We start from the raw sequence: 14,919 nt of genomic DNA, 5'->3' as shown, positions 1-14,919 counted from the left end.
AGGACGAATACGATGAGCACGACGGCGACCATGTCTTTGGTCAAGGGACAGAACGGTCCGCTGGAGATCGATGACCTGGTGATCTCGGTGGAGGTCGCAGCCCTCGCCGATCTCTGCGCGCTATTGGTCGACGACCGCGACAAGGTCCGCTCCGACGCCGATTTCGTGTTCTACAACCAACCGACCGGTCCCGGTGTGCGGCTACGGCCCGGAACCGGGGGACAACCGGCCGCTCTGGAAGTGTCGACCGCCGCCGTACCCGCCGATATCGCGCAGATACGGATCGTGACGACCCTGGACGACCCCACGAACACCTTCGGTCGGATCCCGCCGCCGATCGCCTCCGTGACCGAGCCCGGCGGGCGGGCCCGGTACCGCTATCGGATCGAGGGGCTCGGCAGCGAGTCCGTGGTGATCGCGCTGGAACTGTATCGCCGTGGTGCCGGATGGAAGATCCGCGCCGTCGGACAGGGATACGCCGGGGGTTTCGCCGCGCTGGTCACCGATCACGGTGTGGTCGTCGACGACGAACCCGCATCCGGGAACTCTGCGCCGGACCCCGCGTATCGACCCGAATCCGAGGTCTCCCCGGCCACACCGCCGATCCGGACCGTGCCCGGGGAGGCGGTGTTGTCCCTGGAGAAGCGCCGGAAACTGGATCTGCGCAAACGGGAAGTCGCGACGGTCCTGATGAGCAAAGGGGCGGGCGATGTTCGGGCGCGTGTGGTGCTCGTGATCGATAAAACCGGCAGCATGCACAAGCTGTATCGGAAGGGGGTGGTGCGTCGGGTGGTACAGCGGATGATTCCGGTCGCCATCCAACTCGACGACGACGGCCTCCTCGAGCCCTATCTGTACGCGATGCGCTTCGCCAAACTTCCGGAGATCGCCGTCGAACGCACCGACACGTGGTGCGAGACCTACCTGCATCTGTCCGGCATCCACGGAGGTATCGACTACGCCGCGATCGGTGGGGTCAATGACGAGATCCCCATCATGAACGAGATCATCACCGGATTGCGTGTGGGCGACCCACCCACCCTGGTGCTGTTCTTCACCGACGGCGGTTTCCGCAAGAAGGCCGCAATCGCCGCCCTGATGCGGAAGGCAGCGGCGTTGCCGGCCTTCTGGCAGTTCGTGGGCATGGGTGGTAAGGCCGACTACGGGATTCTGCGCCGATTGGACGAGATGGACGGACGCGTGGTCGACAACGCCGGTTTCTTCGCCGTCGACGATATAGATCGGATCGATGACGCCGACCTGTACCGGCGGCTGCTCGGCGAGTTCCCCGACTGGCTGCGCGCCGCGCGGGCGGCGGGCATCGTGCGCACCTGACCGGCGGGTGCTCGCCCACCGCGCCACTACTGTGAGCACCGGGGTCGATACGGGCGGATGAACCTCGCCTGCATCGTGATCGCGCACAGCCGACCGGACCGGTCGAAGATCTTCCCCGGCCCGAGGACCGGGCGCTTCTCGCCCAACTGCTGTTCTGGTCGTAGTAGAACCATTCGTCGATCCGCAGTGACGCATGGAACCACACCGAATGGGTGAGCCCGGCCCCGGCACTGTCTGTGCCCCGCGACCTCACCGCCGTAGGTGCGGGTCGGAGGGCCGCTGTGCGCTCGGCTGCGGAAGCGGTGCTCGTCGACACGTTCGAGGGCGATTGGTCCGGGAGCGAATCCGCGTGCGGTGCGGCTTCGAGCGCCATGACACCTTCGGTGGTGGTCGCGGCGGCCGCTCGGCGACTCGCGCCCACAGCGGGTGCCGTTCCCATTGTGCCGACGGATCCGGTTCCGGCCGGCCGAGCGGATGTGGCGCACCCCGTGCCGCTACGCCTGTCCGAGTAGGCCGGGGCGGGGCGAACCAGGGTTCGCGGCACGGGGTCGACGGTGCGGATCTACTTGGGCCCGAACCGCATACCGGCGTCCAAGCGCAGGCACTGTCCGTTCAGCATGGCGTTCTCGACGATGGCGCAGGCGAGTTTGGCGTATTCCTCGGGACGGCCCATCCGCTTGGGGAAGGCGTTTCCGGCCACGAGCGGGGCGATCATCTCTTCCGGTGCCCCGGCAACGATTCCGGTGTCGAAGAGAGACGGTGCGATGGCGAGGACACGCACCCCGACGGAGCCGAGATCGCGGGCCATGGTCAGGGCCATCCCGGCGATACCGGCTTTGGCGGCGGTATAGGCGACCTGGCCGATCTGTCCTTCGAATGCCGCGATCGAGGCGGTGTTGATGATGACGCCGCGTTCGCCGTCGGCATTCGGCTCACCCTGGCTCATATGCCAGGCCTGTAGTCGGTTGAGGTTGAATGTCGAGATCAGATTGAGGTTCACGATATGGGTGAACGACTCCAGGTCGTGCGGACCGCTCTTGGAGAGGGTGCGCTTGGCGATACCGCCACCCGCCGTATTGACGGCGATATCGAGGCCGCCCAGTTCGGCGACCACTTGCTGCAGGACGGATTCGACCCCGGTGTGGTCGGTGACATCGGCCTGGTAGAAGGAACCACCGATACCGGCGGCGACCTTGCCACCCTCGTCGGCGGTGCGGTCGACGATGACCACCTTGGCGCCGCCGGTGGCGAGTCTTTCCGCGGTGGCGCGGCCCATTCCGGAGGCGCCTCCGACGACGACCGCGCGTGTTCCCTGAATCTCCATGTCTTCCTGTCCTTCTCGGGTGGTGCGGACCGGGTCCTGCGCGCCGAACAAGCGCTTGGTCTACGTTATAGTGGCGCGCCGAATCCCGACCATCTTTCGCGGAAGTCTCGGTGAAAGTGCTGGTCAGGTGATCAGGGTGTGTCCACGGCTTCCAGCGGATAGCGGTCGTCGGGCCAGGGTCGCTCCCTGTAGTGGAAGGCCCGGACGAGATCGTCGGCGACCTCTACCAGGACGTCCCGACCTTCCACCGCGCCGACCCATTCCAACGGTAGGGACGACAACCCGTGGGCCGCGCCGAGCAGGTTGCCCGCCACCGCACCGGTGGAATCGGAATCACCGGAATGATTCACCGCAAGCAGCAGAGCGCTCCGGATATCGCCGGTCCGCTCCGCGTGCAGCGCGCAGTACACGGCCACGGCCAGGCATTCCTCGGCGGTCCATCCCTGGCCCACCTGTTCCACGCCCTCCGCGGTGGCGGGCCCGGAATCGGCGACGGCCAGGGTGCGTTCGATCGCCGCGACGGTCTCTTCCCCGCCGGGAACCGTGCCGAGCCGGGTGACGGTATCGCGGATCGCGCTCGATAGGTCGACTCCCTCGATGAGCCGGTCGACCAGCGCTGCGAAGGCACCCGCGGCGAGGTAGCCGGTGGGATGACCATGGGTCAGTTGTCCGCACCGGGCGGCAAGGGTGAACGTCTGCTCGGGTCCGAGGCCGATCAGGCCGAACGGCGCCGATCGCATCACCGTGCCGCATCCTTTGGACTGCGGGTTGACCGGTCCGGGTGTGCCGAACGGCAACGGTTCGAGGTACCGTTCGGATTGGCGGACCAGGCCGTTCATACAGGCGTTTCCCGGTGCCCGTACCGCATACAGGAACTGCATTCCGGCCAGCAGGCCGTCCGGTCGCGGGCCGGGGCCGGGCTCGCGTTGGGTGGTCAGCCAGCGCAGATATGCCCGTCGCAGCACCGGCACCGGATCGATCCCGGGCGGACAACGCAGCAGCCCCTCGGCGGTGAACAGCGTCATCTGGGTGTCGTCGGTGATCTGCTGTGGTCCGCCCGGTGCCGGACCGGGCAGGAACCCGGTCACCCCGCCATTACCGTGATGTGCCCGGATCTGCCGCAGACTCAGGAATTCGATCGGCCACCCGAGGGCGTCTCCCACCGCGCCACCCAATATCGTGCCGCGCACCTTGTCGACGAGTTTTTCGTAATCACGCACAGCATGAGATCCTCTCGAGCCGGGGCCGTTCCGATACAGGCGGTTCCGTCATCGGGCGCTCGTGTGCCGCGACCGCATCCGTGTCGCGGATCGAGGCCACCCGTCTGACGGCCGGAAGCGATGGTCCGGCGTTGCCCTCGGTCTGCCGGGCTCGGGTTCGAAGAATTCGTATGCGGCCCCGTTGCGCACAGCGGTGCCGCGAACGGCTGTGCTGCGGATATCGAAAACGGCAATGCCCGGTGCGCCATAGTGGTGCACCGGGCATCATCGGGCCGATCAGGGCATCAGCCGTAGACCGAGTTGTAGAACTGGATGGCGCTGGCGATACCGACCGGAACCCCGAGGGCGATCATTCCCACGGCGGCGCCGATGGTGATGCCGACCCCGCCACCCGTGAGACACAGGCCGATCGGACCGACGAAGAAGGTCGGAACCACCAGGGGAGCTCCGATGACGGCGCCTGCGACACAGCCCAGTGCGCCTCCGATGAGCGAACCGAGCAGGGTGCCGATGCTGACGGCCAGGCCGAATTGGGTGGAGGCCGTGCCCAAGGCGGTGTCGGGGTCGACCCCGCCGATTTCCTCGGTCGTGACCGGTTGCAGCATGGTGGCCGGGCGCGCCTCGGCCGGGTTGGTGCTCGGCGTGAAAACAGCCGTATTCCCCTCGACTCGGGCTGCGATCGGCCACTCCATCCCGTCTTTGAGATAGGTCAACGGCATTCCGGCCACCAGACGCCCCTCGTCGTCGAGTACCTGGAATTGCGTTCCCTGAGTGGTGAGCGTTCCCGCATCGGTGCGCAGTACAACCGATTGGTCGACCACGTTCGCGGTGTAGTGAATTCCCGGAAGGATATCGGTCTGCACGGTCGTTCCCGGCGGGGGTGTCGGGGCGGGCGCCGCGGCGGCCTGGCCGCTCGTGACACCGACCGCGGCAATGGCCAGCGCGGTAACGGTTGTGACCGTCCTCATTCTCATACCTGTACCACTTCCTCGAGATTCCCTTCACCTCTCGGACATAGAGGTGAAAGTTCCGCCGGCACAGCGGATCTAACGAGGTTGTAATCTGTCGATCACGAATGTGTTGCCGAAGTGGTAAGCACGGGTTAACAAACTCGAGGGGTGTTAACAGCGTATGAAATGCCGGGGGTTCTCGGGGGGATCGGAAGGCCGCCTCGTGAATCCCTGTTTTCGAATTCGACAGACACATCGTCGAATTCTGTTCCTGACCAAGGTATTACGAGATATTACGAAAACTCGTTCAGCGTTGTGCGGTCGAACCGTCACAACGAAAACGGCCTCGCCATTGATTCGTCGGTTGTGCAGCGCCCCGGCGATGTCGAATCGCTCCAGCGGACCCGACCGGCCGATCTCCGCCGGAAGCGCCCGACTCGACGAAGCGTACGAGTTCGGCCGGATCCGCACCCGCCGATACCACATCGAGGCACGGTACGAGCAATTTCGCCGGACCGATCGTGGAGTAGGGCGGAAATCCCGCCGTCTCGCCGGATGTCCGGCCGATGCTCTGCAGCGTACCGCCCGGCGCGAGCAATTGCCAGGCCGAAGACCGACCAGAGGGGCGCCGACACTGTCGAGTGCCACATCGACCGGCGTATCGATATCGTCGAGCCCGACCACGACCTCGGCGACGCCGAGCTCCTTCGGGCCGGCGCCGTGTTCCGGCCATCCCACCGAGGCGATCACATATGCTCCGCCGAGGATGGCCGGTCGCACGGCGAACCGTCCCACCACCCGACGCGCCGTTGGTCAGCACACGTCGTCCCGGCAGCAAACTGCTCGCCCACAGCGCGCAGGGCGGCGATATCCGCGACCGTAGTGCTGCCGCCGCGAGGTCCACCGCCGGGGGCGTTCGATGGGACGACCTGTTCGGCGAAAGTCCCGGTCGCCGGGGCGACCACTCGGGTATCGGGTGGCGGCCCGGCCGGGCCCGACCGCAATACCGGCGGCATCGGAGCCGAGTAGCGATCCCGGTGGTATCCGCCCGGGCCTGGCGTCGTTGAGGTCCCCGTAGTTCGGTCCGGCGCGCCATACCTCGATCGGCACCTCGTCATCACCGACGCTCGGTGCGTCGAGTCGGGTGAGGCGCACGGCCTATGCGGTGTCCTGCAGATGTTGGGCCGACTGCCCGACGGCGGCGGTGCCGGAACCGACCAGGCGCCGCTGGAACGCCTCCTGTTCGCGCAGTCCTCGTCGCTCGGCGCGAAGCCGGGCGCCGGGAACGAGGTGGTTCGCGATGCTGCGGGTGAGGTTGATGGGAATCCGCAGCAGCGGGTACCAGGGCGGCATATACGGCCGGATACCGAGTTGGCGCATTGCCTTCGGGCCGAGATACATGGTGGAGATCGATAGGTGCTGAGCGCGGGCGATCCTACCGCGTAACCGGGGCAGATTCGGGTAGTGCCAGTTCAGGGGATCGTTCGCCATGGGGACGGCCAGTTGCCGGGTGGTTTCGTCCGGGTTCGTGATGGCGGTCATGCAGTGATAGAGGATGCGCACGCTGTCCCGGAATCCGGTGGGGAGCCATTTCTCCTCGACGCCCATGAGCCAACCGACATAACGGGCCAGATGTGCGGCGGCCTCGCGGTCGGCGCGAGAGGGGATGATGCCCATGGCGATCCCGCCGACGAACGGAGCGATCAACGCGCCGACCAGGGTGGCCGCCATATCCGTCTGGTTGATCGGCAGCCCCCAGGCGTCGGTGTCCCAGTCGGGCATGGCGCCGACATGCCGGCGGACCAGCGAGTGTACGAAACGCACGTGCAGGGTGGATCGGTAGCCGGGGCCGAATTTCTGCATGCCCTTCTGGACGTCGAGTGCCCACTGCATGGTTTCGGCGAACCGTTGGGCCGGCCCCTTCTCCAGTGCGCCGGTGCGCAACAAGGTCTTGTTGAAACCGGAGGCGAGGTAGCCGCCGAGGAAGGAGACATCGCGGGCCAGGTACAGCCCGTCGTAGCCGCCCATGCGCAGGGTTTGTTCGCCGCGGCGGACCAGGCTCTCGTCCAACCAGTCCGGAGGTGTTTCGACGAGGGTGAAGAAGGCGCGTAGCGGTTCCGGGGCGTCGGGGACGGAGTCGATTCCGCTTTCGAGGGCGCGTTGGAACAGCGGCCGTGTCTCGGTCATCCCGGTCGTGTACATCCAGTCGACCAGGGTGTCCATCGGTTCGTCACCGACCAGGAGATCTTCGCCCATGAGTCGCCATTGCTCGGCGTCGGGTTTGCCGATACCCATCAACAGGGCGAAGGGGCGCAGGCCGGGCACCTTGACCGGTGCGGCCGGATGCCGTGCGGGAACGGACGAGGCCGTTATCGCGGAACTCATGCAACAACTTTATTTTCGCTGTTACATTGTGTCAATAATCTGATCTGCCGTGGACGATCGAGAACTCGCCGCACCGGTCGGTCGTGGGGTGTCCTTCCGGGGCGGAAGGACGAGGTATCGGAGAGGTACGCGATGAACGATTCCCGTCGCTATGTCGTCATCGGGGGAGGGCTGGCCGGACTCGCCGCCGCGGTATGGCTCGCCGAGGCGGGTAAACAGGTGACATTGCTGGAACGTCGCGCCCGGCTGGGCGGCCGCACCCAGGCGATGCGGGCCGAAGAGGTCGACGATATTCCCGACAACGGTCAGCATGTCGTGGCCGGCGGGTACCGCAGCCTGTTCCGTTATCTCGAAAGCGTGGGCACCCGGAAGTACGTCGAATTCCCGGGCAACGGCACCCTGCGTTGGCCGGGCGGCCGGGCGGTCTTGATGCACACCACGGGATTTCGCGCCCTTCGCACCCTGATGGGCGCTCACCCGGACGCCGGGGTACTCGACCGGCTCCGCGCCCTGCGCGCCACCACCCTGCTGGTGCGACAGGCCTTGCGCCAACCGAAAGATCTCGCCGATCTCACCACCGAACAGTGGTTCCAGCGGGTGGGTATGCCCGCGAAAGCCCGTGAAGCGCTGTGGGATTGGCCGGCTCTCGGTATCGCAGCCGAACCGGTGCAGCGGGAATCGGCGAAGGTGTTCGCCGATGTGCTGGCCACCGGTATCCGGATCGGGCTGCGCGACCGTACGACCGTCACCATCGGGTATCCCACCGTGGACCTGGACACCCTGTACATCACGGGTGCGCAGAAAGTGTTCGAGCGATACGGGGTGCAGGTGCGCTACCGCGCCGTCGCCCGTCGGATCGTTGTCACCGACGGTCTGGCCGACGGGGTGGAGCTGATGGACGGCACCGTGGTCCCGGCCGACGCGGTGGTGTGTGCGGTACCGAACTCGCGCATCCACGGACTGCTCGACGAATTGCCCGAGCACGCGGAAATCTACGCGGCCGCCGACAAATTGGGTGTCACCCCGATCGTCAGCACCAACCTCTACCTCGACCGGCCATTGCGCACGAAAACCGCGATGGAGGCCCTGATCGGCGGCACCGGGGTTATCGACGAGGTTTTCGATCGCCAACGCATGCACCGCCGCACCCCCACCGGCACCTGGTTGTACTGTCTCACCACCAGTGGTGCCTATGAGCAGATTCACAAGAGCAACGACGAGATCGTCGCCGAACAAATGGAACTGATCCGTCGCTACTATCCGGAGGCCGCTGCGGCGAAGGTCGCACACGCCCAGGTGGTGAAGATGCCCAAGGCCACGTTCTCACAGGTCATCGGTACCGACGGACTGCGCCCGGACCAGCGGACCTCCATACCGAACCTGGTGTTGGCCGGCGATTGGACCCGCACCGACTGGTCGGCCACCATGGAAAGTGCGGTGCAGAGCGCGGAACGAGCGGTGGCGGCCCTGCTGGAGTTGCCACCACGGCCGCGATGATGCGGCATCTACAATTCCGCCGCATGGTGCGCAGCCGTGACGAGGTCGACGAGCGGATTCTCGACGCAACCCTGCATCGGATACTCCAGGTCGGCATCCGACGGAGCAGCCTCGACGACATCGCCCGGCGTTCGGGGGTCAACCGGGTGACGATCTATCGCCGCTTCGAGAACAAGGACACCCTGGTCGAGGCCGCGCTGGCCCGGGAAATCGAGCGGGTGCTCGCGGAGGCAAGCGCTATCGCAACCGCCACCACGGGAGTCGAGGCGCAGATCGAAGAGACCGTGCTGTACATTCTGCGGCTCACCCGCACCCATCCGCTGGTGACCCATCTGATCGAGGTTGCGCCGGAGGAGGTGTTGAGCTTCTACACCGTCCGCGGTGAGGAAATGGTGTCCCAGGGCATCGACTACATCGTGGGGGTGCTGCAGGCGGCGCAGGAGCTCGGCGTGGTGGAACGCTACGATCCACGGCCGGTCGCGGAACTGGTGGCTCGTTTCGCGCATTCGCTGCTGCTGACGCCCCGGGCCGGGGTGGACTTCGACGACGAGGAGGCCGCGCGGGCCTTCATTCGAATCGCGTTCGTTCCGCTGATGAAATACGGTATCGGTCGCTGACCGGTCGCGTCCCGGTACGGATGCGACTATCGTTCGGGCGTTACGCCCGGTGCCGATGAGGATATGGATACGTGATCGACCGCACAACCAGCCGCCGAAGTCTGATGAAAGGTGTGGTCGGCTCCGCGGCGCTTGCCGTGACCATGGCGGGCGGCGGTGGCCTCGCGGGCCTCACCCGCGCCGATGCCGCCCCCGCGAAACGGCGGGTGGCGGTGCTGGGTGGCGGTATCGCCGGTCTGACCGCGGCGCACGAACTGGTCGAACGCGGCTTCGAGGTCACGGTGTACGAACGGCGGGCCTGGGGCGGAAAAGCGCGCAGTATCGAGACGCCCTCGGTTGTGGCCGGCGGTCGCAAACCATTGCCCGGTGAGCACGGGTTCCGTTTCTTTCCCGGCTTCTACCAGGCGATACCCGACACCATGCGTCGGATTCCGTTTCCGGGCAATGCCAACGGTGTCTACGACAACCTGGTGCCCGCGCTGACCCTGACCGCCGCCTGGGACGGGCCGGATATCACCACCCCCGCCGCGCTCGACTTCGATGCGATGGGACTGACCCTCCACCCGGAGCGGGCCATTCGTTCGATGCTGGGCGGTCTGGCCTGGGTGCCGCGTATGCCGACCGAGCGGGCACTCGGTCTCGGGCGGCGCCTGCTCGTATATTTCACCAGCTGTGACGAACGCCGGTTCGGCCAGTGGGAGTACACCTCGTTCAAGGATTTCGCCCGAATGGACGGAACCGATATCAACTACGAACTGCTCGTTTCCACTCTCACCCGTACCCTGGTGGCGGCCAAGGAACATGTGGCCAGCGCGCGCACCATCTGTAATATGGCCGAGGCGTTCCTGCTGAACGTCATCAATCGCGGCAACGACAACCGCTATCCGGACATGGTGCTCAACGGGCCGACCAGTGAGGTGTGGATCGAGCCCTGGGTGGCCTATCTGCGCAGCCGAGGAGTGCGGTTCGAACTGGGTGCCGAGGTCCGCTCGCTCACGGTGCGCGACCGGCTGATCGCCGGCGCGGAGGTGGCCGATCGCACGGGTGGGACCGCGACGGTGGAGGCCGATTGGTTCGTCCTGGCCTTCCCGCCCGATCAGGTGCCGAAATATCTGAGCCCGGAGATCCTGCGGCTCGACCCGGCTCTGGAACGGATCCGCGAACTGCGGGTGGACTGGATGAACGGTATCCAGTTCTTCCTGAAAACGGATGAACCGATCGGCCCGGGGCATATCGGGTTCATCGAATCGCCGTGGCGGTTGACCGCGATCAACCAGAATCAGTTCTGGCGGCGGAAGGTCGAAGCGAGCTATGGCGACGGCACCGTGAAAGACGTGCTGTCGCTGTGTATCTCGGACTGGGATGCACCCGGTGTGCTGACCCGGAAACCGGCCCGGGAATGCAACCCCGACGAGGTGGCGCGTGAGGTGTGGTATCAGGTGACGCGATCGCAGGAGGGAGAGTTGCTGTTCCCCGATCGGCTCACCGACGACGATCTGCACTCGTGGTTCCTCGATCCCGCCATTCGCTGGGATCCGGCTGCCGGAGTGAACACCAATGCCGACCCGCTGTTGATCAATACCGTCGGCTCCTGGGACAACCGGCCCACGTCGACCACCGCGATTCCCAACCTGTTCCTGGCCGGAGACTATGTCCGCAACAATATCGACCTGGCGACCATGGAAGGCGCCTGTGAGGGTGGCCGCACCGCCGCGAACGCCGTGCTGGATGCGGCCGGGTCCGATGCGGAACGGGCGAAACTGGTGCCGCGCTCGACGATCGGCGAGTTCGACGCCGCCCGCGAGATCGACCGACAGCGGTGGCTGGCCGGGCTGCCGAATCTGCTGGACACCGCCCTGTAATGGTTCCCCGCCCGAAGCGCGCGAGGAACCCGGTCGGTTACTTGCGCGGTAGCCCCATGACCAGCGTTGCGATGGTGTTGAGCTGGATCTCCAGAGTTCCTCCGCCGATCACCCAGGTGGGGATGTCGAGTTCGTGATGCACGGGTTCGGAGGCGGACTCGTTCAGCGCGGCCGCGGGACCGATGAGGTTCAACGCCGCCGCTGCGGCATCGGTGTGCAGCATGGAGGCGGCGGCCTTGGCGATGCTCGTGGCCGGACCGACCCCGTGACCCTCGAGGCGACGGATGGTTTCCCGCAGGTTCATCGCCGAGATGGCCGCGCCGCGGGCGCTGATCCGCCCCAGGGCTCGGACCGCATCGTCACGTGAACCGGCGTACTCGCCGCGTTCGATGATCTGCCGGATACGCCGATCGTGTCCGGGGTCCCGGACACCGCCGATGAACAACCGCTCCTGGGCCAGGGTTTCCAGGGTGAGCGCCCAGCCCTGGCCGGGCTCCCCGAGAATCATGGAGTCGGGGACGAAGGCATTGTCGAAGAACACCTCGTTGAACTCGGCGTCACCACTGGCCTGGGTGATGGGACGGACCTCGACACCCTCGCCGTGCATATCGACGAGGAACATAGTGAGTCCTCGATGTCGTTCGGCCGCGCCATCGGTGCGGGCCAACAGCAGACCCCAGGCGGCCCGGTGCGCGAGGGTGGTCCAGATCTTCTGCCCGTTCAACCGCCAACCGCCGTCGACCTTGGTGGCCCGCAGGCTCAGCGAGGCCACATCGGAACCGGCCTCGGGTTCGCTGAACAGCTGACACCAGATCTCCTCGCCGCGCAGCGCCGGTCCCGCCAGCCGCTCGAGCTGTTCGGGAGTACCGCGGTGCAGGACGATGGGCACCACCCACTGGCCGATCCCCATGGAGGGTTGGGCGAGCCCGTGCCGATCGAACTCGTCCTGCAGGATCAGCTGCTCCAGCGGGCCGGCCTCGATTCCGTAGGGCTTGGCCAGAGGCGGTGCCACCAGACCGCTGTCGGCCAGGAGGGTGCGACGCGGGCCGAGGGCCACCGAATCGTGATCGCCGATCGCGGATGGAGTGGGATTGTCCAGTTCCGCGGCCCGGTCGAGGATATCCGAAACCCATTCGCGGAAGGTGGAATCCGTCTCCGGCAGCGGTACCGCGAAATTGCGTGGGCCGCGCAGGGCGACCTCGCCGAGCCGTGATTCCCAGGTTTCGCGGGGGCCGGCGAGTCCGGCCAGTGCCATGGCCCGCCGCCAGTACAGGTGCAGATCGTGTTCCCAGGTGAATCCGATGGCGCCGTGCAGCGCGAGGCATTCCACCGCAGCGTGCACCGCATTGCCCAGTGTCGTGATCGCAGCCCCCGCCACGGCGTGGGTGCGTTGATCGGCCTCGTCGTCGAGACCCCGAACCGCGTCCCAGGCAGCCGCCGCGGCCAGTTCGGCGGTGATCAGCAACTGCGCCGCCCGATGCTGCACCGCCTGAAAGGCGCCGATCGGTCGGCCGAACTGCCTGCGAGTCTTGATGTAGGCGGTGGCGGTGTCCGAGCACCAGCGAATGACTCCCGCGGCCTCGACCGCCGGGAATGCCACCGCGACGGCGGCTGCCCGGTCGGTATCGATACCCGATAGCGCGGCGCCGGCCGCCGCGTCCCGGAAGCGCACCACCGCGATATCGCGGCCCAGGTCGACACCGTCCTGTATCTCCACCTCGACACCGGGGGTGTTCCGTTCGAGCAGGAACCATCCGCATACCGCACCGGACTCCTCGGTCGCCGCCACCAGGAACGATTCCGCGGCGGCGGCACCGAGAACCGGACCGGTCACACCGGACAGCCGTGGTTCGGCACCATCGGACAGCCGTACCGCGTGCTGGGGCAGGACGACCGCCCCCGTGCCGCCCGCGGCGAACCGCCGGAGGGCGGCGTCACGTGCCTCGTCCGGATCCGCGCTCGCGACGACGGTGCTCGCGATAACGGACGGCAGCAACGGGCCGGGCAGTAATGCGCGCCCCGCCTCCGCGATCACCACCGCGAGATCGTCGAGGGTCCCATCCTGCCCGCCGACCTGCTCGGGCAGATGCACCCCGGGCAGGCCGAGCGCGACCAGATCCGCCCAGAGGTCGGGGCGTTCACCCCGTTTCAGCCGCTCGGTGTTCTTGCGGGTGTATTCGCGGGCGCCGTGGCGTTCGGCGAATCCCGCGACACTTTCCGCCAGCGCGGATTGGTCGGTGGTCAGGGCAACAGGCACAATCTCTCGCTCGGGTCGTGGGGCGCGTCGTGGTCCCTGGTCCGGCAGACGGTACACGTCGACCTAGAACAGGTTCTACTTCGATGTGTACCAGTTTCGCGCGCGGATGTCGCCCCTCGATGCCTCGTGGCGGCCGACACTGTGGAACGTATTCGGCGTCCCATCGGTCGAACAGAGCCGCGCGCAGGCTCGCACACTGGCCGGCGAACACCGACCGGGTGACGGCCGCGGTGGCCTTGATCTCATGGAAACCGTGGAATGGATCTCATGGAAACCGTGGAATGCGCCCGGGATCACAACGGTCTCGCACGGCACCCCGGCCGCCCGCAAGCGCTTTTGCCCATCCACTCATCCGATGGCTCTCGATCTACTTGCCGCGCCGGGTGGTTCGGCGATATCGAATCGCCGTCCCCGCCTACCGGACAAAGGTGACCGATAGTGGGCATCATCGTAGGTGTGGAGCCGGACGATTGCCGGCCGTTCGCGAAACATGCCGTCCTACAGCCGCGGTATCGGATCGCCGGCGTCCGGCGCCCCGTGGTCACATATGTGTTCCGCCGTCGATCCGCACCTCGGTCCCGGTAATGAAGTAGGCGTCGGGGGAGCCGAGCATGGCCACCACACCGGCGACGGCATCCGGTCGGGCGAAAATGCCCCCGTTCTCCAGCGGCAGTACGGGGGTGATCTTCCCGAACAGGCCGAAATCCGCATCGGCGGGCAGTCCGGGGCCCACGCTCTGTTTCGATTCGCCGGTGCCGTCGGTCATCCCGGAGGAGATGGAACCCGGCTGGACCGCGTTGAAACGAATGCCCTGTTTGGCGAACTCCAGGGCGAGGGCATGGGTCATCGCCTGCACGCCGGCCTTGGAGGCCGCGTAGGCGGACATGTAGGGGTGGGCGAAAGTGGCCGAGGTGGAACTGAAGTTCACCACCGCCGGGCCGTTGCCCTCACGCAATGCGGGGATCGCGGCCCGGGTGACGAGGAAGGTTCCGATGAGGTTGACCCGCAGCACCTGCTCGAAATCGGCCAAACCGGTCTGCTCGAAATGCCCCGAACGCAGGATGCCCGCGGCATTCACCAGGGTGTCCAACCCCCCCAGTGTGTCGACGGCCGCGGCCACGCCGGTGTTCACCGATTCCTCGTCGGCGACGTCCACGACCCGGGTGTGTAGACGATCGGCGTACTCACCGGCCTTGGCGAGGGTGTCCTTCAGACCTGCCTCGCTGATATCGGCGGCGACGACATGGCCGTTCTCGGCGAGAATGCGCAAGACCGTCGCCTGGCCGATACCCGATCCGCCGCCCGTGACGAGAACGCGTCGGTCGGTGTAGCGCTGCAATGTGGTCATGAGTGCTCCTGAGATCGATGGCGGCCGGTGTATCGTGTGGCCTCGGTCACCCCCAGCATGCCCCGACGAGCACGATGCGGGCGGGATAGGGCTCGCTCAGTGGGATGGCCGGTATCGGGTCGAG

10 protein-coding genes and 1 pseudogene are annotated in these 14,919 nt (G+C 66.5%); 4 read left to right on the top strand and 7 right to left on the bottom strand.

Annotated elements, in window-relative coordinates; all coding sequences use genetic code 11:
- Window positions 1–12: 12 nt before the first annotated feature.
- Window positions 13–1,335, top strand: a complete 1,323-nt coding sequence (locus ON32_RS20370) for a VWA domain-containing protein (RefSeq protein ID WP_245551183.1) — start codon at window positions 13–15, stop codon at window positions 1,333–1,335.
- A 121-nt stretch (window positions 1,336–1,456) separates the two neighbouring features.
- On the opposite strand, the pseudogene ON32_RS30890 reads toward ON32_RS20370, so the two are convergent.
- From ON32_RS30890 to ON32_RS20340, 5 genes and pseudogenes are all read right to left on the bottom strand, one after another.
- Window positions 1,457–1,708 (bottom strand): annotated as a pseudogene (locus ON32_RS30890) (hypothetical protein); the annotation flags it as partial.
- 189 nt (window positions 1,709–1,897) lie between these two features.
- Window positions 1,898–2,659, bottom strand: a complete 762-nt coding sequence (locus tag ON32_RS20360; protein WP_040792632.1) for an SDR family NAD(P)-dependent oxidoreductase — start codon at window positions 2,657–2,659, stop codon at window positions 1,898–1,900.
- 131 nt (window positions 2,660–2,790) lie between these two features.
- Window positions 2,791–3,879 carry an ADP-ribosylglycohydrolase family protein gene (locus ON32_RS20355; protein WP_040792535.1) on the bottom strand — a complete coding sequence of 363 codons (1,089 nt, stop codon included), beginning with the start codon at window positions 3,877–3,879 and terminating at the stop codon, window positions 2,791–2,793.
- 284 nt (window positions 3,880–4,163) lie between these two features.
- Window positions 4,164–4,847 (bottom strand): DUF8020 domain-containing protein, encoded by a 684-nt coding sequence (locus ON32_RS20350; protein WP_051133494.1) that lies wholly within the window; start codon window positions 4,845–4,847, stop codon window positions 4,164–4,166.
- 1,140 nt (window positions 4,848–5,987) lie between these two features.
- Window positions 5,988–7,214, bottom strand: a complete 1,227-nt coding sequence (locus ON32_RS20340; RefSeq protein WP_040792534.1) for an oxygenase MpaB family protein — start codon at window positions 7,212–7,214, stop codon at window positions 5,988–5,990.
- A gap of 132 nt (window positions 7,215–7,346) precedes the next feature.
- Between ON32_RS20340 and hpnE the strand changes: the two genes are divergently transcribed.
- The 3 genes from hpnE to ON32_RS20325 all read left to right on the top strand — a co-directional run bounded on the left by hpnE (window position 7,347) and on the right by ON32_RS20325 (window position 11,190).
- Window positions 7,347–8,711, top strand: coding sequence for a hydroxysqualene dehydroxylase HpnE (gene hpnE, locus ON32_RS20335; protein ID WP_040792533.1), 1,365 nt, complete (start codon window positions 7,347–7,349; stop codon window positions 8,709–8,711).
- A 23-nt stretch (window positions 8,712–8,734) separates the two neighbouring features.
- The gene (locus tag ON32_RS20330; RefSeq protein WP_040792630.1) at window positions 8,735–9,328 is read left to right on the top strand and encodes a TetR/AcrR family transcriptional regulator; all 594 of its coding nucleotides are present in this window, start codon (window positions 8,735–8,737) and stop codon (window positions 9,326–9,328) included.
- Between the two features lie 71 nt (window positions 9,329–9,399).
- Window positions 9,400–11,190, top strand: coding sequence for a hydroxysqualene dehydroxylase (locus ON32_RS20325; RefSeq protein WP_040792532.1), 1,791 nt, complete (start codon window positions 9,400–9,402; stop codon window positions 11,188–11,190).
- A gap of 37 nt (window positions 11,191–11,227) precedes the next feature.
- Here the strand turns inward: ON32_RS20325 and ON32_RS20320 are convergent, their stop codons facing one another.
- Window positions 11,228–13,447, bottom strand: a complete 2,220-nt coding sequence (locus ON32_RS20320) for an acyl-CoA dehydrogenase family protein (RefSeq protein ID WP_040792629.1) — start codon at window positions 13,445–13,447, stop codon at window positions 11,228–11,230.
- Window positions 13,448–13,988: 541 nt separating this feature from the next.
- A complete protein-coding gene (locus ON32_RS20310) occupies window positions 13,989–14,795 on the bottom strand; it encodes an SDR family NAD(P)-dependent oxidoreductase (RefSeq protein WP_040792530.1) in 807 nt (268 codons plus the stop codon).
- Window positions 14,796–14,919 lie beyond the last annotated feature (124 nt).

The organism is Nocardia paucivorans NBRC 100373, assembly GCF_000308675.1.
GTDB classification, from domain to species: domain Bacteria; phylum Actinomycetota; class Actinomycetes; order Mycobacteriales; family Mycobacteriaceae; genus Nocardia; species Nocardia paucivorans.
This window is presented reverse-complemented; position numbering and strand designations above follow the sequence as displayed.

Excerpts from the sequence above, each read along its gene's own strand:
- ON32_RS20370 (WP_245551183.1), top strand. The coding sequence starts at position 13 with ATGAGCACGACGGCGACCATGTCTTTGGTCAAGGGACAGAACGGTCCG.
- ON32_RS20360 (WP_040792632.1), bottom strand. The coding sequence starts at position 2,659 with ATGGAGATTCAGGGAACACGCGCGGTCGTCGTCGGAGGCGCCTCCGGA.
- ON32_RS20350 (WP_051133494.1), bottom strand. The coding sequence starts at position 4,847 with ATGAGGACGGTCACAACCGTTACCGCGCTGGCCATTGCCGCGGTCGGT.
- ON32_RS20340 (WP_040792534.1), bottom strand. The coding sequence starts at position 7,214 with ATGAGTTCCGCGATAACGGCCTCGTCCGTTCCCGCACGGCATCCGGCC.
- hpnE (WP_040792533.1), top strand. The coding sequence starts at position 7,347 with ATGAACGATTCCCGTCGCTATGTCGTCATCGGGGGAGGGCTGGCCGGA.
- ON32_RS20330 (WP_040792630.1), top strand. The coding sequence starts at position 8,735 with ATGGTGCGCAGCCGTGACGAGGTCGACGAGCGGATTCTCGACGCAACC.
- ON32_RS20310 (WP_040792530.1), bottom strand. The coding sequence starts at position 14,795 with ATGACCACATTGCAGCGCTACACCGACCGACGCGTTCTCGTCACGGGC.